This window comes from Streptomyces sp. NPDC093546, from assembly GCF_044765045.1.
Classification (GTDB): domain Bacteria; phylum Actinomycetota; class Actinomycetes; order Streptomycetales; family Streptomycetaceae; genus Streptomyces.
Genome location: NZ_JBIWJG010000022.1, coordinates 60765 through 81125, shown reverse-complemented (window position 1 = coordinate 81125; position 20361 = coordinate 60765). Strand labels below are relative to the sequence as shown.

20 protein-coding genes and 1 other RNA gene are annotated in these 20361 nt (G+C 71.6%); 7 read left to right on the top strand and 14 right to left on the bottom strand.

The window, feature by feature from the left end:
- Positions 1–192: 192 nt before the first annotated feature.
- The 9 genes from ACIRNI_RS31035 to ACIRNI_RS30995 form a co-directional block, all read right to left on the bottom strand.
- Positions 193–474 carry an HU family DNA-binding protein gene (locus tag ACIRNI_RS31035; RefSeq protein WP_023588435.1) on the bottom strand — a complete coding sequence of 94 codons (282 nt, stop codon included), beginning with the start codon at positions 472–474 and terminating at the stop codon, positions 193–195.
- Positions 475–847: 373 nt separating this feature from the next.
- The gene (locus ACIRNI_RS31030) at positions 848–2287 is read right to left on the bottom strand and encodes an NAD-dependent malic enzyme (RefSeq protein WP_403556579.1); all 1440 of its coding nucleotides are present in this window, start codon (positions 2285–2287) and stop codon (positions 848–850) included.
- Positions 2288–2700: 413 nt separating this feature from the next.
- Positions 2701–4992: a HelD family protein gene (locus tag ACIRNI_RS31025; protein ID WP_403556577.1), complete on the bottom strand. Its 2292-nt coding sequence runs from the start codon at positions 4990–4992 to the stop codon at positions 2701–2703.
- 62 nt (positions 4993–5054) lie between these two features.
- A complete protein-coding gene (locus ACIRNI_RS31020) occupies positions 5055–5840 on the bottom strand; it encodes an anti-sigma factor family protein (RefSeq protein WP_403556575.1) in 786 nt (261 codons plus the stop codon).
- On the bottom strand, positions 5837–6439 hold the full coding sequence (locus ACIRNI_RS31015) for a sigma-70 family RNA polymerase sigma factor (protein WP_355363460.1): 603 nt from the start codon (positions 6437–6439) through the stop codon (positions 5837–5839). The genes ACIRNI_RS31020 and ACIRNI_RS31015 overlap by 4 nt, the downstream gene beginning before the upstream one ends.
- 102 nt (positions 6440–6541) lie before the next feature.
- Complete coding sequence (locus ACIRNI_RS31010) at positions 6542–7057, bottom strand: GNAT family N-acetyltransferase (RefSeq protein ID WP_403556572.1); 516 nt, start codon at positions 7055–7057, stop codon at positions 6542–6544.
- 29 nt (positions 7058–7086) lie between these two features.
- A complete protein-coding gene (locus ACIRNI_RS31005) occupies positions 7087–8250 on the bottom strand; it encodes a uroporphyrinogen-III synthase (RefSeq protein ID WP_403556570.1) in 1164 nt (387 codons plus the stop codon).
- 88 nt (positions 8251–8338) lie between these two features.
- Positions 8339–9670, bottom strand: coding sequence for a nitrate/nitrite transporter (locus ACIRNI_RS31000; protein ID WP_403556568.1), 1332 nt, complete (start codon positions 9668–9670; stop codon positions 8339–8341).
- Between the two features lie 159 nt (positions 9671–9829).
- Positions 9830–10795: a LysR family transcriptional regulator gene (locus ACIRNI_RS30995; RefSeq protein ID WP_403556566.1), complete on the bottom strand. Its 966-nt coding sequence runs from the start codon at positions 10793–10795 to the stop codon at positions 9830–9832.
- Between the two features lie 83 nt (positions 10796–10878).
- Between ACIRNI_RS30995 and ACIRNI_RS30990 the strand changes: the two genes are divergently transcribed.
- Together ACIRNI_RS30990 and ACIRNI_RS30985 are read left to right on the top strand one after the other, a co-directional pair.
- Entirely contained in the window at positions 10879–12084 is a 1206-nt protein-coding gene (locus ACIRNI_RS30990) for an MFS transporter (RefSeq protein WP_403556565.1), read from the top strand.
- 128 nt (positions 12085–12212) lie between these two features.
- Positions 12213–12686, top strand: coding sequence for a hypothetical protein (locus tag ACIRNI_RS30985; RefSeq protein WP_403556563.1), 474 nt, complete (start codon positions 12213–12215; stop codon positions 12684–12686).
- 43 nt (positions 12687–12729) lie between these two features.
- On the opposite strand, the gene ACIRNI_RS30980 is transcribed toward ACIRNI_RS30985, so the two are convergent.
- Complete coding sequence (locus ACIRNI_RS30980; protein ID WP_403556562.1) at positions 12730–14064, bottom strand: hypothetical protein; 1335 nt, start codon at positions 14062–14064, stop codon at positions 12730–12732.
- Positions 14065–14206: 142 nt separating this feature from the next.
- Between ACIRNI_RS30980 and ACIRNI_RS30975 the strand changes: the two genes are divergently transcribed.
- From ACIRNI_RS30975 to tgmC, 5 genes are read left to right on the top strand one after another with little or no spacing between them, the layout of a single operon-like run.
- Positions 14207–14374, top strand: coding sequence for a hypothetical protein (locus ACIRNI_RS30975; RefSeq protein ID WP_403556560.1), 168 nt, complete (start codon positions 14207–14209; stop codon positions 14372–14374).
- Between the two features lie 5 nt (positions 14375–14379).
- Positions 14380–14694, top strand: a complete 315-nt coding sequence (locus tag ACIRNI_RS30970; RefSeq protein ID WP_403556558.1) for a hypothetical protein — start codon at positions 14380–14382, stop codon at positions 14692–14694.
- Complete coding sequence (tgmA, locus tag ACIRNI_RS30965; RefSeq protein ID WP_403556556.1) at positions 14691–14930, top strand: putative ATP-grasp-modified RiPP; 240 nt, start codon at positions 14691–14693, stop codon at positions 14928–14930. The genes ACIRNI_RS30970 and tgmA overlap by 4 nt, the downstream gene beginning before the upstream one ends.
- A gap of 5 nt (positions 14931–14935) precedes the next feature.
- Positions 14936–15919, top strand: a complete 984-nt coding sequence (gene tgmB / locus ACIRNI_RS30960) for an ATP-grasp ribosomal peptide maturase (RefSeq protein ID WP_403556554.1) — start codon at positions 14936–14938, stop codon at positions 15917–15919.
- Positions 15894–17066 carry an ATP-grasp peptide maturase system methyltransferase gene (tgmC, locus tag ACIRNI_RS30955; protein ID WP_403556552.1) on the top strand — a complete coding sequence of 391 codons (1173 nt, stop codon included), beginning with the start codon at positions 15894–15896 and terminating at the stop codon, positions 17064–17066. The genes tgmB and tgmC overlap by 26 nt, the downstream gene beginning before the upstream one ends.
- 106 nt (positions 17067–17172) lie before the next feature.
- Here the strand turns inward: tgmC and ssrA are convergent.
- The 4 genes from ssrA to ftsX all read right to left on the bottom strand — a co-directional run bounded on the left by ssrA (position 17173) and on the right by ftsX (position 20336).
- Positions 17173–17543, bottom strand: a transfer-messenger RNA (tmRNA) gene (ssrA, locus tag ACIRNI_RS30950).
- A gap of 112 nt (positions 17544–17655) precedes the next feature.
- A complete protein-coding gene (gene smpB, locus ACIRNI_RS30945) occupies positions 17656–18135 on the bottom strand; it encodes an SsrA-binding protein SmpB (protein ID WP_355363486.1) in 480 nt (159 codons plus the stop codon).
- A gap of 18 nt (positions 18136–18153) precedes the next feature.
- Positions 18154–19350, bottom strand: a complete 1197-nt coding sequence (locus tag ACIRNI_RS30940) for a S41 family peptidase (RefSeq protein WP_403556550.1) — start codon at positions 19348–19350, stop codon at positions 18154–18156.
- 68 nt (positions 19351–19418) lie between these two features.
- Positions 19419–20336, bottom strand: coding sequence for a permease-like cell division protein FtsX (gene ftsX / locus ACIRNI_RS30935; RefSeq protein ID WP_403556548.1), 918 nt, complete (start codon positions 20334–20336; stop codon positions 19419–19421).
- Positions 20337–20361: the final 25 nt, after the last annotated feature.

The following is a 20361-nucleotide window of genomic DNA, read 5'->3' as shown; positions in this document are numbered from 1 at the left end:
GCCGGCCCCCCCACTGGGGGGGGGGCGTTGGTTTTTGCCCCCCCCCCCCCCCCCCGGGGGGGGGGGGGGGGGGGCGGGGGGGGGGGGGGGGGCCACCCGGGGGGCCCCCCCCCGGGGGGGGGGGGCCCCCCCTTCTGTCACGTCTCGTGCCCAGTGGCGCCCGGCCGGTGCGCGGCCGGCGCCAAGGGGGGCTTACTTGCCCTTGGCGGCTTCCTTGAGCTTCGAGCCCGCGGAGACCTTCACGCTGTAGCCGGCCGGGATGTTGATCGGCTCGCCGGTCTGCGGGTTACGAGCGGTGCGAGCGGCACGGTGGGTGCGCTCGAAGGTCAGGAAGCCGGGGATGGTGACCTTCTCGTCGCCCTTGGCGACGACCTCACCGATGGTCTCGGCGAGCGCGGCCAGCACGGCGTCGGCGTCCTTGCGGGTCACCTCGGCGCGGTCGGCCAGGGCGGCCACCAGCTCACTGCGGTTCATGTTCTTACTCCCGTGTTCTTTCTGCCTGTGAGGCGTGCCACGCGGCGGAGCCGCATGTTGGGCACAGCGAAGCCGATGCTGCCAGGGCCCTTGGACAGTCCCCGGACCCGGGTCTGCTGTCAGACCCTCGCGCCCGAATACGCATCCTGCCCCCACCAGCGGCGGGAAAGCCAATCCGGCACCCTCCGGAGTCACACGAAAAGCGCCACTGGCCCGTCCTGGTGACGTTGGGTCGATCATGCGGGACTCCCCGGAGCCGAATCGCCACCCTAAAGGCCGAAAGGGCAGCTGTACGGCTCCCGGCCCGCGCGGCGCGCCGCGAACTCGGCGGGAACTCGGCGCGCCGGCTCCCGAGGGGTCCGGCTTTCGAGGGTCAGACCGACGACGGCGCGCTGGAGGGCACCGTCGTGCCCGCCGCCTTCGCGGCGTCGCGCACGGCGCCCGCGACGGCGCCGGCGACCTTGTCGTTGAAGACCGACGGGATGATGTAGTTCGCGTTGAGCTCGTCCTCGGTGACGACCCCCGCCAGCGCGGTCGCCGCCGCGAGCATCATCTCGGTGTTGACGGTGCGCGACTGGGCGTCGAGCAGACCTCGGAAGACGCCCGGGAAGACCAGCACGTTGTTGATCTGGTTCGGGAAGTCGGAGCGTCCGGTGGCGACAACTGCCGCCGTCTGGCGGGCGATTGCGGGGTCCACCTCGGGGTCCGGGTTCGCGAGCGCGAACACGATGGCGTCGTCCGCCATGGCCGCGACGTCCTCGCCGCCGAGGACGTTCGGGGCGGAGACGCCGATGAAGACGTCCGCGCCGACGACGGCCTCCTTCAGGGTGCCGGTGACGCCCTCGGGGTTGGTGTTGTCGGCGATCCAGCGCAGCGGCGAGTCGGGGTCGGCGGAGACGAGGTCCTCGCGGCCCGCGTGCACGACGCCGTGGATGTCGGCGACGACGGCGTGCTTGACGCCCGCCGCGATGAGGAGCTTGAGGATGGCCGTACCGGCCGCACCGGCGCCGGACATGACGACGCGTACGTCGCCGATGGCCTTGCCGACGACGCGCAGGGCGTTGGTCAGGGCGGCGAGGACGACGATGGCGGTGCCGTGCTGGTCGTCGTGGAAGACCGGGATGTCCAGGGCCTCGCGCAGCCGCGCCTCGATCTCGAAGCAGCGGGGCGCGGAGATGTCCTCGAGGTTGATGCCGGCGAAGCCGGGGGCGATGGCCTTGACGATCTCGACGATGGCGTCGGAGTCCTGGGTGTCCAGGCAGATCGGCCAGGCGTCGATGCCGGCGAACCGCTTGAAGAGGGCCGCCTTGCCCTCCATGACGGGCAGCGCGGCCTTGGGGCCGATGTTGCCGAGGCCCAGCACGGCGGAGCCGTCCGTCACGACGGCGACGGAGTTGCGCTTGATGGTGAGGCGGCGGGCGTCCTCGGGGTTCTCGGCGATCGCCATGCACACGCGGGCGACGCCCGGGGTGTAGATCATGGAGAGGTCGTCACGGTTGCGGATGGGATGCTTGCTCGCCATCTCGATCTTGCCGCCGAGGTGCATCAGGAACGTACGGTCGGAGACCTTGCCGAGCACGACGCCCTCGATGGAGCGCAGCTTGCCGACGATCTCGTCGGCGTGCGCGGTGGACGTGGCGGCGATCGTGACGTCGATCCGCAGCTTCTCGTGGCCGGATGCGGTCACGTCGAGGCCGGTGACGGAGCCGCCGGAGGACTCCACGGCCGTGGTGAGCTGGGAGACCGCGGTTCCGCTCGCGGGCACCTCCAGCCGGACCGTCATCGAGTACGAGACGCTGGGCGCCGTTGCCATGGCCGAGTTCCTCTTTCCCTAGCTACGTTGCTGCGCCGCGCCGGCGGGTGGCCGGGCGGAGCCCTCCGATGGTCGCACCTACCTGTGAGTAACAGGTAATAGCGGTCATTTAGTTTACGGAGTTTTCGGAAACTAACTTCCACCATACGAGAAAGTGACCTCTTGGCGGAAGCCCCAAGATCCACGGACCCAAAAAGCAGCAGGCCCGTGTCATCGTCTGAAGACACGGACCTGCTGCTCATGAACGTGAAGGGTGGCACCGACCCGCCATGCTCGCCTCGCGGCAAGTGGTCGCTCGAAGCGACTAAGGTTGGGCCCGGGGGCTTGGATCGAGCCGGTGCCACCCCCAGGCTAACAAACCACCCCGGAAAGTGACTCCCCTCCGGCCGGTTGACGGCGAAACGCCGCGCGGATCAGTCCCTGAGCAGGTCCGGAACCCCGTCCGCGTCCGGGTCGTCGCGCCGCCCGGACACCACCGTCAGCTGCTGCGTCGCCCGGGTGAGCGCCACGTACAGCACCCGCAGCCCGGCCGGCGACTCGTCGGCGATCTCCGCGGGCGAGACCACGACGGTCGCGTCGTACTCCAGGCCCTTCGCCTCCAGGCTGCCCAGCGCCACCACCCGGTCGCCCAGCTCCTGAAGCCAGCGCGCCGCCTGCCGGCGCCGCTCCATGGCCACCACGACGCCCACGGTGCCGTCCACGCGGTCCAGCAGCCGCCGCGCCTCCTCCCGTACGAGCTCGGCGAGGTCCCCGCCGTCCGGCAGGGCCACGAAGCGAGGCTCCACGCCCGTCGAGCGGACCGCGCGCGGCGCCTCCATGCCCGGCATGGCGAGCGCCAGCACCTTCGAGGCGAGCTCGGCGATCTCGGCGGGGTTGCGGTAGTTCACGGTCAGCTCGAAGCGGCGGCGCGGCCGGGTGCCGAGCGCCTCGTCGCGTGCCTCGGCGGCCTCGTCCGGCAGCGGCCACGACGACTGGGCCGGGTCGCCGACCACCGTCCACGTGGCGTGGCGGCCGCGCCGGCCCACCATGCGCCACTGCATGGGCGTGAGGTCCTGCGCCTCGTCGACGATGACGTGGGCGTACTCGGTGCGCTCCTGCGCCAGCCGCTCGGCCCGCTCGCGCTGCGTCTCCTCCCGTACGGGCATGAGCTCCTCGAGGCCCGTGAGCTGGTCCAGCGGGTCGAGCTCCCGCTTCCTGCGCGGGCGCGCCGGGGCGCCGAGGATCGCCTGGAGCTCGTCCAGCAGGGCCACGTCGTGCACGGACAGCTCCGTGCGGCGCAGCGAGCGGGCCAGGCGCCGCACCTCGCCCGGGTTGAGCACCCGGCGGGCCCAGCGGCCCAGCCGCTTCTCGTCGGCCATGGCGTCGAGCACGCGGCGCGGCGTGAGCTCGGGCCACCAGGCGTCGAGGAAGGCGATGAAGCTGTCCTCGGTCGTCACGTCCTCGTCGAAGGAGGAGCGCAGCTCGGCGGCGAGCTCGGGGTCGCCCGGGTGGCGCGAGGTCGCGCCCGACTTGGCGTACAGCGCGTCGAGCAGCAGCTTGCGCGCCCGCGGGCGCAGCAGGTTCACCGGCGCGGTGCCGCCGAGCGCGTTGTGGCGGATCCGGTTCAGCTCGTCGGCCTCCAGCTCCAGGCGCCGGCCGAAGGCGACGACCCGCAGCCGCTCGGGGGCCCCGCCCTGCTCCAGGGCCCCGCGCGCCGCCTTCCGCAGCACCTTGAGCATCCGCGAGGAGCCCTTGACGCGGGCGACGGCCGGCTCGTCGTACACCGTCGCCTCGGCGCCGTCGACCAGGCTGCCGACCGCGCGGATCGCCACCTGGCCCTCCTCGCCCAGCGACGGCAGGACGCCCTCGGTATAGGCGACCAGCAGCGGCGTCGGCGAGACGATCAGGATGCCACCCGCGTACCGGCGACGGTCCTGGTAGAGCAGGTAGGCGGCGCGGTGCAGCGCGACCGCCGTCTTCCCGGTGCCGGGGCCGCCCTCGACGTACGTCACGGAGGCGGCGGGCGCGCGGATGACGAGGTCCTGCTCCGCCTGGATCGAGGCGACGATGTCGCGCATGGTGTGGCTGCGGGCCTGGCCGAGCGCGGCCATCAGCGCGCCGTCGCCGATCACCGGCAGCTCGGCGCCGTCCAGCGTCGCGGTCAGCTCGGGGCGCATCAGGTCGTCCTCGACGCCGAGGACCCTGCGCCCCTTGGAGCGGATGACGCGGCGGCGTACGACCCGGCCCGGCTCGACGGGCGTGGAGCGGTAGAAGGGCGCGGCGGCGGGGGCGCGCCAGTCGATGACCAGCGGGGAGTAGTCGGCGTCGAGGACGCCGATGCGGCCGATGTGGAGGGTCTCCCCGATCTCGGCCGTGTTGTCCGGTCTCACGGCGTCGTCGGCGGGCTCGACGGAGGTGTAGGCGCCGTCGGGGCCCTTCTTGCCGTGCTTGCCGCGCAGCAGGTCGATGCGGCCGAAGAGGAAGTCCTCGTACTCGTTGTTCAGCCGGTTGAGGTGGATCCCGGCGCGGAACACCTGCGCGTCGCGCTCGGCGAGCGCGCCGGGTGTCCCGACCTGGCCGCGCTGGGCGGCGTCGTTCATCAGGAACTCCGCCTCGTGGATCTTCTCCTCGAGGCGGCGGTACACCTGGTCCAGGTGGTCCTGTTCGATACCGATCTCGCGGTCGCGGATCGTATCGACACCACCGACGGCTTCCTGCGCGGCCACCGAGGCCCCCTTCTGACGTGCATTGGGCAGCCGTCGAGCCTACGCCAGGGGGACCGTGAATGTCAGGCGGGTACCGTCACGAGCCGGTTCCCTTCGAACGTCCGCACCTCGAAGTGATCGATGTCGTCGCGCTCCATGGCGGCGCCGCCGTGGACGTACAGCGGGTTCCTGGCCGCCTTGTCGGGGCTGTCCGGGATGCCGTACCCCCACTTCGGGACGGACCAGGAGGTGATGATCTCCTCCTCGCCCGTCTTGGAGACGGCGATCAGATTGCACTTGAGCGGGCCCTTGACGTTCTTGAGCTCCAGCACGGTGTGCGTGCCCCAGGCCTTGCGCTCGGTGCCGACGGTGGCGCTGACCTTGGTGGCGGCGTCGGTGGCGGACTCCTTCTGCTCCATGTGGTGGAAGAAGGCGTCCTCGGCCGGGCTGGTCGGATGGGGGTCGAGGGCGACGGCGGGCCGCCGGTCGTCGCCGGAGGACGTGACGACCACCGCGGTCGCGGGCCCGGCGATGATCAGGGCGGCCGCGGCGGCGATCAGGTAGCGCGTACGGCGGCGGCGCTGGGCGCGCTTGGCGGCGACCTCGTCGACGATCCGGTCGAACAGCTTGGTCTCGCCGCCGCGCAGCGGCTCCGGCATGGGCAGGCGCACCGGCTGGGCGGACGGTCCGGGACCCTCCGCGAGCATGGCCAGCATGGGCTCCATCCCGGAGAACTCCTCCAGGTGGTGGGCGCACACCGGGCAGCCGGCCAGATGCACTTCGAAGGCGGTGGCCTCGGCGTCGTCGAGAATTCCGAGCGCGTACGCGCCGACGGCGTCGTGCACCGACTCGTTCTCGTACGTCGTCATGCCGAGATCCCCCTCTCCTCCAGCGCGAGCTTCATGGAACGCAGTGCGTAGAACACCCGGGACCGGACGGTCCCGCTGGGTATGCCGAGCGTCTCGGCAGCCTCGTTGACCGTACGCCCCTTGAAATAAGTCTCGACCAATACTTCCCGGTGGGCCGGGCTCAAATCGTCGAGCGCGTCAGAGAGCGTCATCAGCCACAACGCCTTGTCGATCTCGTCCTCCGCGGGCATGACCTCGAGCGGCGACGGGTCGACCTCCTGCGGCCGGGCCTGCCGGCTGCGGTGGCCGTCGATGACGATGCGCCGGGCGACCGTCACCAGCCAGGGTCGGACGGAGCCGGTTGCCCGGTTGAGCTGACCGGCGTTCTTCCAGGCACGGATGAGTGTCTCCTGTACGACGTCCTCGGCGCGCTGGCGGTCGCCCGCGACGAGACGCAGTACGTAGGCGAGCAGGGGGCCGGCGTGTTCACGGTAGAGCGCACGCATCAACTCCTCGTCCGGGACGGAGGTGTTGTCGTTGCGTGGCGGCACAGCGCGATGCCGGGCCCGATGCGCTCCCCGACGGTCATCGGCCACGGCGGCATCCTTGCGCACCTGCACCTCCCGGTCGAGACCCTGTCTGAGTCGTTGTCGTTCATGACTACGGAGGCGGGCGGGATTCTTCTCAACGCGCGCAGATTCTTTTTTCGTTCGCGGGTCCGGCTACGCCTCCGGCGGCGGGTCGTCGTGGAGAATCCGCTGGTAGAGGTGGTGATCGCGCCACGCGCCGTCGATGTGCAGATAGCGCGGGGCCGTTCCGATCCGCTCGAACCCGCTCTTGGCCAGGGCGCGTTGGGAGGCGGTGTTGTCGAGGACGGTCCCGGCCTCGATCCGGTGCAGCCCGAGGTCCTCGCGGGCGGCCCGGCACACCTCGCCGACGAGCCGGGTGGCCAGCCCGCGCCCGGTGTGCGCGGCGTCGACCCAGTAGCCGAGGAAGGCGCTGCGGAAGGGGCCGAGCGCGATCCCGGAGAGCGTGGCGCAGCCGACGACGTCCTCCCCGTGGAAGGCGAGCCACGTCCGGCTGCCGGGCGCGGTGAGCCGGGCGCGCTGCTCCTCGGCGGTGTAGTACGCGTCGGGCCTGCGCGGCTCCCAGGGGCGCATGTGCGCGCGGTTGCGGGCGAGTGCGGCGGCGAGCGCGGGGGCGTCGGCGGGGTCGGCGGGGCGGAGGAAGATCGTCACGCCGCCACCGTAAGTCCTCTTGAAAGGGCTTAACGGTCCGCGTACTTGGCGTCGCCGCCGGGGTCCAGGGCCAGCCGGTAGCCGCGCTTGACGACCGTCTGGATCAGCTTCGGCGCGCCGAGGGCCGCGCGGAGGCGGGCCATCGCCGTCTCGACGGCGTGTTCGTCGCGGCCCGCGCCCGGCAGCGCGCGCAGCAGGTCGGCGCGGGAGACGACCCAGCCGGGGCGGCGCGCGAGCGCGTGCAGGAGCGACATGCCCGCCGGGGGCACGGGCCGCAGGTCGCCGTCGACGAGGACGGCGTGGCCCCGGATCTCGATGCGCCGCCCGGCGACGGGCAGGGTCCGGGCCCGGGCCGGGAGCTCCTGGCACAGCAGCTGCACCAGCGGCCCGAGGCGGAACCGCTCGGGCTGCACGGTGTCGATGCCGTGCGCCTGGAGCGGCAGGGCGGTGACGGGTCCCACGCACGCGGCGAGCACCCCGTGGTGCAGCGCGTCGAGCAGCTCGGGCAACAGGCCCCGGCTCTCGGCGCGGGCCAGCAGCGAGGCGCCCGCCGGCGCGCTGGTGAAGGTCACCGCGTCCAGGGAGCGGGCCACGGCCGCGTCGATCAGCCGGTCCAGCGGCGCGAGGTCCTCGGGCGGCATCCACCGGTAGACCGGGACGACCACGACGTCCGCCCCGGCGTCCCGCAGTGCCTCCACGAAGCCGGGCAGCGGCTCGCCGTGCAGTTGGAGCGCGATGCGCCGCCCGGTGATCTCCTGGGCGAGGAGCCGCTCCAGGACCTCGGCCATGGAGTCCGAGGCGGGCGACCAGTCCTCGGTGAGCCCGGCGGCCCGGACCGCGCCCTTGACCTTGGGGCCCCGGGCCAGGACCTGCGCGCCCCGGAGGCGGGCGAGCAGGTCGTCGCCGTATCCCCAGCCGTCCGCGGCCTCCAGCCAGCCGCGGAAGCCGATCGCGGTGGTGGCGACCACGATGTCGGGGGCCTGGGCGATGAGGCCCTTGGTGGCGTCGAGGAGCTCGGCGTCGTCGGCGAGCGGCACGATCCGCAGCGCCGGGGCGTGCAGGACCGACGCGCCGCGGCGCTGCAGGAGCGCGCCGAGCTCGTCGGCGCGGCGGGCCGCGGTGACGCCGACCGTGAAGCCGGCGAGGGGGCCGTGGGCGGGACCGTGCGGGGGAGCCTGCTCTTGCTCGTGCATGACACCAGAGGGTGGCAAGGGTGCGTGACGGTCCTGGTTCGCCGATATTTCTCCCCCGTTACGGACGTCCCCGGCAGTCATGTCCCGCTCACACCTCGGAGTAGCTGAGCTGCCGCTGCGCCGGGACCTCAGCCGGACGGCGAAGGTATACCGCCCAGGTGACGGTCAGGCAGGCCGCGTAGTAGGCGAGGAAGGCGACGAAGGCCGCGGTGCCGGTGCCGCCCGCCTGGAAGGACTGCCGGAAGGCGAGGTTGATGCCGAGCCCGCCGATCGCGCCGACCGCGCCGATCAGGCCCATCGCGGCGCCGGAGAGCCGGCGCCCGTACGCGTCGGCCTCCTCGTTCGCGAGCCCGAGCCCGTACGCCTTCCGCGTGAAGACCGCCGGAATCATCTTGAACGTGGAGCCGTTGCCGATGCCGCTGAGCACGAAGAGCGCGGTGAAGCCGACCAGGAAGACGGGGAGCGACTCCGTGACCGAGGCGTAGACGACGACCCCGGTGGCGGCGGCCATGCCGGCGAAGGTCGTCAGGGTGATGCGGGCGCCGCCGTGCCGGTCGGCGAGGGCCCCGCCGAAGGGCCGGATCAGCGAGCCGAGGAGGGGCCCGAGGAAGGTGAGGGACGCGGCCTGGAGCGGCGTACGGCCGAACTGCGTCTGGAGGACGAGCCCGAAGGCGAAGCTGTAGCCGATGAAGGATCCGAAGCAGCCGATGTAGAGGAAGGCCAGGATCCAGGTGTGCGGGGCCTTGACGGCCTCCTTGACGGCGCCGGTGTCGTTCTTCACGGGCGCCAGGTTGTCCATGTACAGCGCGGCGCAGACGGCGGCGACGACGATCAGCGGGATGTAGACGCCGAGCACGATCCGTGGGTGGGCCGCGCCGGCGACGCCGATGACCAGCAGGCCGACGAGCTGGACGACGGGCACGCCGATGTTGCCGCCGCCCGCGTTGAGGCCGAGGGCCCAGCCCTTGCGGTGGAGCGGGAAGAAGGCGTTGATGTTCGTCATGGAGGAGGCGAAGTTGCCGCCGCCGACGCCCGTGAGCGCGGCCACGAGGACGAAGGTGGTGTACGAGGTCCCCGGCTCCATCACCGCGAACGCCGCGCCCGTCGGCAGCAGGAGCAGCAGCGCGCTGAAGACCGTCCAGTTGCGGCCGCCGAAGCGGGCGACGGCGAAGGTGTACGGGATGCGGATCACCGCGCCGACCAGCGTCGCCACCGCGATCAGGAAGAACTTGCCGGCGGGGTCGATCCCGTACTCCGGTCCCATGAAGAGGACCATCACCGACCACAGCGTCCACACGGAGAACCCGATGTGCTCGGAGAAAACGGAGAAGTACAGGTTGCGCCGGGCGACCCGCTCCCCCTCCTCCCGCCAGAAGGTCTCGTCCTCGGGGTCCCACCGCTCGATCCACCGGCCGCGCATCGCGTACCTCCGCTGCTGTCGTCAGGTCCTGCCGTCCTGAATCCCGTCAGGACCCGACGCTAGGGAGGATGCGTTTCAGCCCGGTCATGTGACGTGACCGGGCTGAAACCTTGCTCTCACCGGCCGTGAAGGACGGCGGTGAGGAAGACCGTCGTCCGTTCACCTTGTGCCGCGCATCTGCAGCAAGTCCTCCCGGGGGAGCCAGGAGCCGGGGGGCGTGGTCAGCCATCCCTCCCGCTCGGCGAGTTCGGCGGCCGCCGCGCGCAGCGCGTCCACCCCCGGGTGCTTCAGCCCCTTCCGCCACACCAGGGAGACGGGCGAGAGCGGTACGGGGCGGACGAGCGGCCGCAGCACCGTGCCGGGCATGACCGGAAAGTCCACGCCGACCAGCACGGGTGTGCGGTGCTTCTCCATCACGCGCCGGAACTCCTCGTGGCCGATGGCCACGGGCGCGGGGGGCGCGATCCTCACGCCCGTGCCCTCGAAGAGGCGCTCCGCCAGGTCGGTCCACTCCCGGGTCCCGGGGTTGCCGGCCCCGGCGTACACGGACTCCCCGGCCAGCGCCGCCACCTCCACCTCGGCGCGCCCGGCGAGGACGTGGTCCTCCGGCACGAGCACGGCCATCGGCTCGTACCGCACGGGCTGTGCCGACAGCCGGGCGCGGACGGCCGGTTCCAGGCCCGCGAACCGCCCGAAGGACACGTCCAGTCCCCCGGCGAGGATCTTGGCGGCCGCGCCGGTCAGCCCGCTCTCGAACCGGGCCATCAGTTCACAGTGGGGCGCCAGTTCGCGGGCGCGCACCAGGACCCTGGCGGTGATCATCCCGTCGCTGTTGAGGTCCACGAGCAGCGGCCGCGCCTCGTCGGCGAAGGCCGCGCCCAGCTCGTCGTACGCCGCGAGCACCGCCTGCGCGTACGGCACCAGCCGCTCGCCGTCCCCGGTGAGCGCCACCTGCCGCGTGGTCCGTACGAACAGCTCCGTGCCCAGCTCCCGCTCCAGCCGCCGGATGTCGCGGCTGAGCGCCTGCTGGGCGACGTACAGGCGGGCCGCGGCGCGGGTGAAGTGGAGTTCGTCGGCGACGGCGACGAAGGCGCGCAGGAGTCGGGGGTCTATGTCGTGGGCCACGCGCCGAATTTACAACGCAGGTGCGTCAATCGGTCCCCATCAGGTGTTGGACCGCCGGACCCGGTGGCGGCGAGGCTCACGCCATGCCGCACTCCACCCTTTCGACCACCCGGCCCCTGCAGCGCTACGCCCGGCTCTTCGCGCTGCCCGGCACGCGCGCGTTCACCGTCGGCAACCTGATCGCACGGCTGCCCATGGGCATGTTCAGCGTGAGCGCCGTCATCATGATCGCCGGGGCCTACGGCTCGTACGCCCTCGCCGGGGCCGTCACCGCGACCGGCCTCGCGGCCACGGCGGTCGTCGCCCCGTTCACGGCGCGGCTCGTCGACCGGTACGGGCAGGCGCGCATAGCCGTGCCCGCGACCCTGGTCGCCGCCGTCGGGCAGCTCACCATGGTGTTCTGCGTCCATGTCCACGCGCCCGCCTGGACGCTGTTCGCCGCGTACGCCGCGACGGCCACGATGCCCAACACCGGGGGCATGTCCCGCGCGCGCTGGGCCCACCTGTACCGGGACGACCCGGCGGCCGTCCACACCGCGAACGCCTTCGAGCAGGCCGCCGACGAGCTCTGCTTCATGCTGGGCCCGGTCCTGGCGGCCTTCCTGTGCGCCGCGCTGTTCCCGGAGGCGGGCACCCTGACCGGCACGGTGCTGCTGGTGACAGGCGTCCTCATCTTCGCGGCGCAGCGCGCCACCGAGCCGCCCGTCACACCGCGCACGGACCGGGCCCGCACCCCGCTGCGTACGCCCGGCATGCCCGCGCTGCTGGCGGTGTTCCTGGCGACGGGCGCGGTCTTCGGATCGATGGAGGTCGTCACGCTCGCCTTCGTGGACGGCCCGTCGGCCGGCCTCGTACTGGCCCTCCAGGCGGCCGGCTCCTGCGTGGCGGGCCTGGTGTACGGCTCGGCGGCGGAACCCGCCGGCGACGTCCGCCGCCGCCTGCTCGGCTGCCTCGCCGCGATGACGGCCCTGATGTCCCTGCCCCTGCTCGCGGCATCCGGCACGGGCTCCCTGCTCGCCCTGGCGCTCGCCCTGCTGCTGGCGGGCATGGCGACGGCGCCGACGATGGTGACGGGCATGACCCTGGTCCAGCGCCTGACCCCGGCCGGGCAGCTGAACGAGGGCATGACCCTGGCCGTGACGGCCCTGCTGGGCGGCATAGCGGCGGGCTCGGCGACCGGCGGTTGGATGATCGAACACGCGGGCGCGACGACGGCGTCCACGGTCCCGGTCGCGGCGGCGGGCCTGGCACTGCTGCTGGCGCTGACGCTGACGCGCAAGAGGGGGTGACCGGGGGCAATTTCCCGTACTGGCCGGTCGTGATGCGAGGGCGCGGCATGATGTGGTCCACGTGATCAATGGCGCCGGGCCCCCGGCGGAGCCCCCGCACCCCTGCTACCGGCCCGAACAGGAGCCCCGTGTCCGACAGCACCACGCCCCTCCCCCCGGCACCCCCGGCCATGCCCCCCGGCCCGCCGCCCGCCAAGCCGCCCCGGCGCCTTACGGCCGGCGCCCTCAAGGCGATCGCCGCCACCGTCGCGGTCGCCTCCCTCGTCACCACCGCGGTCTTCACCGGCCTCATATGGGCGCAGCACTCCGACACGGTTGCCGAGTACGAGGGGCAGCACCGCCTCTACACGTGCGCCAGCGCCCACGCCGACCCCAAGACCTGGGGCGAGGACACCGACGGCCTGAACTGTCACGAGCTCTACGACATGTCCAAGAAGGCCTGGGACGACACCTACGGCGTCAACCACCCCGCCAACCGCCCGTCCGACGAGGACGAAGACGACGACACCGGCACCGGCACCACGGGCATGACGTACGAGGAATGCCTCTCCGACCCCGACACCACCCTCGCGGACTGCAAGGCCCTCTCCGACGCGCCGTGACCGACCCGGTCCCCGACCCCGCCATCCTGGCGGGGCCGAGCCGCTACGCCGCCTTGAGCGCGGCGACGTGCCGGGCCCGCTCCTCCAGGTCGCGCGCCGCGTTGAGCCCTCGGTAGTGGGGCAGCTCCTTCAGCATGGTCCTGAGGTGCGCGTCCCCGCGCGCCGACGAGACCACCATGTGCTCGTCCAGAAAGGCGCCCCATGTCCGGCAGGCGGCCTCCACGTGCCTCATGCGGAACTGCCGCTCGGCGATCACACCGAGGCAGTGCAGGCGCCCTTGCCGCTCCTGCGGCGACCGGGCCGCGTTGGACCGCCGCAGCGCCTGGACGGACCCCTCGCCGTCACCCAGGCACCAGCGGACGTGTGCCTCGTGGAAGTGGAACGCGGCCTCGTCGTACCCGCCGACCGCGTCCCGCCGGTTGTCCGCCCGCGCCAGTGCGGTCTCCGTCTCCCCCAGCCGGGCGAGCGCCGCCCGCCGGTCCTTCACCATCGCCGAGGCGTGCGCCTGCTGCCCCCGCAGGAACGCCACCAGGCGTGGCCCGGCGGAAGGCGCGGCCTCGGCGGCGGAGTCGGCCAGCTCCAGCGCCTTCTCGCCGTACCCGAGGTGGGAGGCCTGAAGTGACATGCCGCGCAGAGTACGGCAGTACGTGACGTGGTCCTCCGCCTCACCCGCGAGCTTCAGCGCCTCCAGGTAGTAGCGCTGCCCGAGCCCCTGCTTCTCCTCGTACATGGCCATCCATCCGGTGAGGTACACGAGGTCCGCGGCAGCCGCCCGCATGTCCCTCACCACCCGTTCCGTGCCGGAGGCCCGCAGGTAGGTGCCGACGGTGTTGGTGAGGAACGCGGCCGCCATCGGGCGGGCGTGCCCGGCGCCGATCTCGTCCAGCATCTCCGCCACCTTGTCGGTCATCTTCCGGACGGTTTCCACATCGGAGGCGCCGATGCGCACCGTACGTCCGGCAGCCGCCGCCTCCACCCGTCCGGCAACGTCTTCGAACGACGGCACCACCAGGGTGACCGCGTACATCCCGGTACCCAGGACGCTCCGCCTGGACGGGTCCATATCCGCGCGGCTCAGCTCCACCACCCCGGTCACCACGTCGGGATCCTCTGCCGGACCGGCCTCCCAGCCGAGCTCCGCCGACGTCACGGGGCGCCGGAGGGCCCGTGACAGCGCCTCGGCGACCGCCGGCCGGGCCTCGGGCCTGGGCACCGAGCCCTTGATCCAGTGCGACACGGTGGTCTTGTCGTAGTGCAGGGACAGCCCGAGTTCCCTGCCGGCCAGGTTGACCCGGCGGGCGAGCTGCGCGTTTCCCAGTCCGGCCTCGGCCATCAGCCGCGACAGGGACTGGTTCGGTGTTCGCGTCCGTGCTGCCATGCGAGGAACCCCCAGCGTTCAACCGGTTCAACCTGTGGGCCAGTGTGCTCCGTTCTCTCCGGGGCCGTACCCGAGTTGGATGAATGACAGCCGTTCGGAACCCGCCAATTGCGGCAGCACCACTCAACGAGGTGACCCACGAATGACGACGACGGACGTATCCCGTCCCGCACTGCCCCTTCGCAACCCCGGCGATGCCCTGTCCGCCCGCACGATGGCCATCGCCGAACACGGTTGGCACACCTTCGTTCAGCGGCACCGGCCCGCAAGCGAGGGCACCGAGACCGCGCCGGTACGGACGGAGGAGTGAACAGGATGCAGACACCCCGCGTCTCCGCCCCCCTCCGGGTCGGAGACACCGTCACCGGCCGTACGTACGTCTCTCCCGAGGACAAGGGCCAGGAGCAGCCCCAAGAGATCACCGGCACCGTCGTCCAAGTCGGCTCCGGCTTCGCGGGAGTGGACGCCGAGAAGGCGTTCGTCTGGGTCAGGCTGCCGGACTGCACAGAACGCAAGTGCCTCATCCGCGATGTCCGCCGAGCGGACGAGCGGTCCCTCAAACGCTCGTACGGCCCTGCCGGCCCATGGACGTCGTCCGCCACACCCACCCCTATGAAGGAGACACCGTGACAGTGACAAGTCCGTGGGCATCCCGCCGACTCCGGCCGTACCCGACCACGGTGAAGCTGCCGTTCAGCACCGTGGAGATCGACCCGGCCACCCAACTCGGCGTGTTCCGCGACAGGCACGGCCGGGTGGTCGACATGGGCAGGCACGGAACCAGTTGCGCCACGGAGACCTCCACCTCGACCAACCTCGATTCCCAGCCCGACCAGGGCCATGACCAGGACAACCAGCAGGACTGATGGACGTGACCGAGGAGAGGCCGGTCCTGGTGGCCACCGAGTCGGCCGACATCACCGCCGACATGGTGATCGCCCACCTCAACCGGCGTGGGGTGCCAGTGGTCAGGTTCAACCCCGCCGACATGGGCGACGGCCGCCTCACGGTCTCGGCCCGGTTCGGTACCTGTCCGGTCCCCGTGGCCGGACAGGTCCGTACCCCGTCCAGGGCCGCCGCCCTGGAGCGCATCCGGGCTGTGTACTGGCGCCGGCCCGTGTGGCCCGCGTTCGAGGGCCTGGCCGACGCCGACGCACGGTTCGCTGCCGCCCAGGTCCGCCATGGGCTCGGCGGCACCCTCTATGCCGTGGACGGCGTGCGGTGGGTCAACCACCCGCTCCGGAACGCCGCCGCCGACTACAAGCCCGCACAGCTCGCCCTGGCCCAACGGCTCGGTCTCACGATCCCCCCGACGCTGGTCACCAACGACCCGGACGAGGCCCGGGCGTTCATCGCCGCCCACGGACAGGTGATCACCAAGACGCTCAGGTGGACCCCGTACGAGCGCGACGGTGTCGGTCTCACGAGCTGGGCGGAGCCGGTCACCGCCGAGGAGGTGGACGACACACTCCGGATCACGCCACACCTTTTCCAGGTTCGCGTGGACAAGGTCGCGGACCTCCGGGTCCAAGTTGTCGGCGGGCACGTGTTCGCGGTGCGTATCGAATCCGGTCTGCTGGACTGGCGGAGGGACTACTCCGCGCTCACCTACTCCGTCGTGGACCTCCCGGACCGCCTCGACCGGACACTGCGCCACTACCTGGATCGCTTCGGTCTGGCCTCCGGGTCTTTCGATCTCGCCGTGGACCGCGACGGCGTACCGCACTGGCTGGAGCTGAACCCGAACGGCCAGTGGGGGTGGCTGGAGGAGAGAACCGGCTTGGAGATGGCCGCCGCGTTCGCCGCATTGCTCAGTGAAGGAGACCTTGATGCCCCTGCCCGAAACCGCCGCTGACCGGCGCGCACTCGCCGACCGGCTGGAGGCGGCCGGAGCCCTGCGGAGCCCGCAGTGGCGGGCGGCGGTCGAAGCCGTGCCCCGTGAGCTGTTCCTCAATCCCGGCGTTTTCCTGCCCGCCGGAGGCGGATATTGGCGCCCAGTCACCGCGCTGGGCACCGACCCGGAGGACTGGGCGGAGATCGCGTACAGCGATCGGTCCCTGGTCACGCAACTGGACGGGCACCTCACCGCCGACCAAGCCGTCGGCCCGGTCAGCGGAGTGCCCACGTCGTCCTCCACCACCCCGGTCACCGTGGTGTCCATGATCGAGGACCTGGAGGTGGAAGACGGGCACTGCGTGCTGGAGATCGGTACCGGCACCGGTTACTCCACGTCCCTTCTGTGCCACCGCCTCGGCGAGGACAACGTCACCACCATCGAAGTGGACCCCCAGGTGGCCGCCCGCGCCGACGCCGCCCTGGAGGAGGCCGGGTTCTCCACGTGGACCGTGTGCGGTGACGGACTCCTCGGCCACCCCCGCCGCGCGCCCTTTGACCGGGTGATCGCCACCTGTGCCGTGCGCCGCATCCCTTACGCCTGGGTCAGACAGACGAAGCCCGGCGGCCTCATCCTCGCGACGGTCGGCTCCTGGGCGTACGGAACCGGCCTCGCCAAGCTCACCGTGAACGAAGACGGCTCGGCGGAGGGCAGCGTCATCGGAAAGTCGTCCTTCATGCACGCCCGGTCCCAGGCCCCCCAGCCGCCGGCCGGTGATCTGTCGGCCCGTACCGCCTACGCCGACAGCGAGCGGGCGGTGAAGGTGCCCCCGACCGTGCTGGAGGAGTGGATGCCCGCCTTCCTCGCCCAGCTCGCAGCGCCCGGCGCTCATGTCGTCCGCGCCACCGGCGGAGACGGCGACCGGCACCTCTACGTGTTCGATACCGAGCGGGAGTCGTTCGCCGCCTTCATGGAGCATGGTTCCGGCTGGACCGTGCGGCAGGGAGGCCCCGTGCCCCTTTGGGACGACATCGAGCGGGCGCTCATGGAGTGGCGGCAGGCGGGGAGCCCGGGCATCGAATCCGTACGGCTCCGCATCACGCGCGGCGCCCACACCTACGCGATCGGTGATCACACGCGCCTGCGCTGGGAGCACCGAGTCGTCTGAGGACCGGCCCCGGGTACGACGAAGGCCCGGCCGTCATGACAACGGCCGGGCCTTCGCTCACATGGGATGTCGGGGTCCGGGGGTGTGTGGCCCCCGGGGCTCCGGTGAGTGGAGATGGCGGGAATCGAACCCGCGTCCAACGGTGCAGAACCAGGGCTTCTCCGTGTGCAGTCCGCTGCGCTTTTCTCGGCCCCGGAGATCACGCGGACAAGTCTCCGACGGGCTCAGTCACTGTTTGGTTTCCCTCTACACCCCGTGACCGGGCCTAGAGGTTTAGTTCCCTAGCTGATGCCAGGATCCGGGTCGGGAACAGCCCCGGGCTGACACTTCGCAAGCTCGCTACTTAGGCAGCGAGGGCGAAGGAATCGCGCTTGGTGTTGGCGATTATTGGTTGCGACATATGGTTTACGAGATCATTGCCGCTTCCTCGACACGCTTCCCCTGCTTCGACATCCGCTGTCGAAACCGATCATCCCCATGTTGATTTTTCAATCTGCGCCCCTGCCATGAGAGGCAGGTGCCATCGTACGGGATCAACGCCGGACGGTGCCAGCTTATTTCCCGCGGCCCGTGACGCGCGTCGCATGAGTCAGCCCCGCTGGCGGCGCCGGACCGCGGAGATCGCGCGTTCCGCCTCGCGGCGGTCCTGCTTCTCGCGGAGCGTCTGGCGCTTGTCGTACTCCTTCTTGCCCCGCGCCAGGGCGATCTCGACCTTCGCCCGCCCGTCCTTGAAGTACAGCGACAGGGGCACGATCGTGTGGCCGGTCTCCTGGGACTTGGACTCCAGCTTGTCGATCTCGACCCGGTGCAGCAGCAGCTTCCGCTTGCGCCGCGCGGAGTGGTTGGTCCAGGTGCCCTGGCTGTACTCCGGTACGTGGACGTTGTGCAGCCACGCCTCGTGGCCGTCGATCTGTACGAAGCCGTCCACCAGCGAGGCCCGCCCCTGGCGCAGCGACTTCACCTCGGTGCCGGTCAGCACCAGACCGCACTCGTAGGTGTCCAGGATGTGGTAGTCGTGCCGCGCCTTCTTGTTCTGCGCGATCAGCTTGCGCCCTTTTTCCTTAGCCATAGTGCGGCCATTTTCGCACTACGAGGGGGTACCGAGGCCACTCAATACCGTGCGCGCCCGCTCCTCCGCGCGGCTCGGCGCCGTCACGTCGGGGGTGATGCCCCGCCCGTCGACGGCGTGCCCGGCGGGGGTGCGGTAGTGGCCGACGGTCAGCTCGGCGACGGACCCGTCCGGGAGTCGGCTGGGCATCTGCACGGCCCCCTTCCCGAAGGTCCGGGTACCCACCGTCACCGCGCGGCCCCGGTCCTGGAGGGCGCCGGCCAGCAGCTCGGCCGCGCTCATGGTGCCGCCGTCCACGAGCGCCACCAGGGGCCGGCGGGTGTCGCCGCCCGGCTCGGCGTACAGCGCCTTCTCCTCGCCGTGGAGGTCGTACGTGGCGACCAGCCCGCCGTCCAGGAACGCGGACGCGACGGAGACCGCCTCGGAGACCAGGCCGCCGCTGCTACCGCGCAGGTCCAGCACGACGCCCGCGCCGTCGGGCGCCTCGCGCACCGCCCGCCGGACCCGCTCGCCCGTGCCCTTGGTGAAGGCGGACACCTTGATCCGTACGATCCGCGCGGCGCCGTCACCGTCGGCGAGCGGCTGGACGGTGACGTCCTCGGTGGCCAGCCGCGCGCGGCGCAGGGTCTGGGTCCACCCGCGGGTGCCGCGCTCCAGCCCGAGGACCACGGGCGTACCGGCGTCGCCGCGCAGCAGGGCGACGACCTCGGAGACGGAGCGGCCCCCCACCGGGCGGCCGTCGACGGTACGGAGGCGGTCGCCCGGTTTCAGGCCGGCCTCGGCGGCCGGGCCGCCGGGCTGGACGCGGGCGACCTCGACCCGGCCGTCCTCGTCGCGCCGGGCCGACAGGCCGACGCCGGTGTACGCGCCGTCGAGGGCCTGCTCGAACTCCTCGTACTCCCGCCGGTCGTAGACCGCGCCCCACCGGTCGCCGCTGCGGCTGACGACCTCCTCGGCGGCCTTGGCGGCGGACTTGCCGTCCGCCATGGCCTCCCTCGCCGCGCGGGCGAGCTCCTCGCGGTCGACGGTGGACGGCTTCTCCGCGGAGCGCGCCGCCGAGCGGGCCGCGGGCCGCGGCTCGGGCGTGCGCTCCTCGTCCTGCGGAAGGCAGTTGGTGACCGCCGCGGCCGCGACGACGGTGGCGAAGACGAATGTCAGGGCCGCCCCGCGGCTGCGGGCGCCGCGGGGCCGGGTACAGAACTCGGGGCCCAGCATGGCGCCCACTCTAGGACAAGCGAAGGGCGCCGCACGGTGGTTGACCGCACGGCGCCCCGGGGCAATCGTCACACCTTCAGGTACTTGCGCAACGCTATGGCAGCGGCCAGGGACGGCATCAGCAGGCCGATGACCACGACGAACGGCAGCACCGCGAACACCGCGTCCCAGCCGATGAAGTTGACCAGCGGCATGGACTCGGCGAGCCGGAGCCCCGCGTCGATGAGGAAGTACCGGCCCACCACCAGCAGGACGCAGGCGACCACACCGCCCAGCAGGCCCGCGACGGCGGCCTCCATGATGAACGGCATCTGGATGTAGAAGCTGGAGGCGCCGACCAGCCGCATGATGCCCGTCTCGCGACGCCTGCTGAACGCCGACACCCGCACGGTGTTGACGATCAGCATCAGCGCGATGACGAGCATCAGGCCCATGACGCACAGCGCGGCGACGTTCATGCCCTTCATCATGTTGAAGAGGTTCTCCAGGATGCCGCGCTGGTCCTGGACGGAGTGCACCCCCGCCCGCCCCGCGAACGCCGTGGCCACCACCTGGTACTTCTCCGGGTCCTTGAGCTTGACCCGGAACGACTCCTGCATCTGGTCGGGCGTGATGATGCTGGCGATGGCGGTGTCGCCGTACTGGTCCTTGTAGTGCTTGTACGCCTCGTCGGCGGTCTCGTAGTGGACCGACTCGACGATGTCCATCTTCTTGAGGTCGGTCTTGATCTCCTCGCGCTGCTGCGCGGTGACGGCGCCCTTGGCGCAGGTGTCACCGGACGCCGCGTCGTTCTTGTTGCAGAGGAAGATGGAGACGTTGACCTTGTCGTACCAGAAGTCCTTCATCACGCTGACCTGCTCGCGCATGAGCAGCGCACCGCCGAAGAGCGCGAGTGACAGGGCCACGGAGACGATGACGGCGAACGTCATCGTGAGATTGCGACGGAGGCCGACACCGATCTCCGAGAGTACGAACTGGGCGCGCATCGCGTGCGTTCAGCCTTTCTTGCTG

Coding starts and splice junctions, on each gene's coding strand:
- ACIRNI_RS30940 (WP_403556550.1), bottom strand. CDS start 19,350: ATGCTGGGCCCCGAGTTCTGTACCCGGCCCCGCGGCGCCCGCAGCCGC.
- ACIRNI_RS30975 (WP_403556560.1), top strand. CDS start 14,207: ATGACGACGACGGACGTATCCCGTCCCGCACTGCCCCTTCGCAACCCC.
- ftsX (WP_403556548.1), bottom strand. CDS start 20,336: ATGCGCGCCCAGTTCGTACTCTCGGAGATCGGTGTCGGCCTCCGTCGC.
- ACIRNI_RS30980 (WP_403556562.1), bottom strand. CDS start 14,064: ATGGCAGCACGGACGCGAACACCGAACCAGTCCCTGTCGCGGCTGATG.
- ACIRNI_RS31020 (WP_403556575.1), bottom strand. CDS start 5,840: ATGACGACGTACGAGAACGAGTCGGTGCACGACGCCGTCGGCGCGTAC.
- ACIRNI_RS30970 (WP_403556558.1), top strand. CDS start 14,380: ATGCAGACACCCCGCGTCTCCGCCCCCCTCCGGGTCGGAGACACCGTC.
- ACIRNI_RS31030 (WP_403556579.1), bottom strand. CDS start 2,287: ATGGCAACGGCGCCCAGCGTCTCGTACTCGATGACGGTCCGGCTGGAG.
- ACIRNI_RS31000 (WP_403556568.1), bottom strand. CDS start 9,670: ATGCGCGGCCGGTGGATCGAGCGGTGGGACCCCGAGGACGAGACCTTC.
- ACIRNI_RS31005 (WP_403556570.1), bottom strand. CDS start 8,250: ATGCACGAGCAAGAGCAGGCTCCCCCGCACGGTCCCGCCCACGGCCCC.
- ACIRNI_RS31035 (WP_023588435.1), bottom strand. CDS start 474: ATGAACCGCAGTGAGCTGGTGGCCGCCCTGGCCGACCGCGCCGAGGTG.
- smpB (WP_355363486.1), bottom strand. CDS start 18,135: ATGGCTAAGGAAAAAGGGCGCAAGCTGATCGCGCAGAACAAGAAGGCG.
- ACIRNI_RS30990 (WP_403556565.1), top strand. CDS start 10,879: ATGCCGCACTCCACCCTTTCGACCACCCGGCCCCTGCAGCGCTACGCC.
- tgmC (WP_403556552.1), top strand. CDS start 15,894: ATGCCCCTGCCCGAAACCGCCGCTGACCGGCGCGCACTCGCCGACCGG.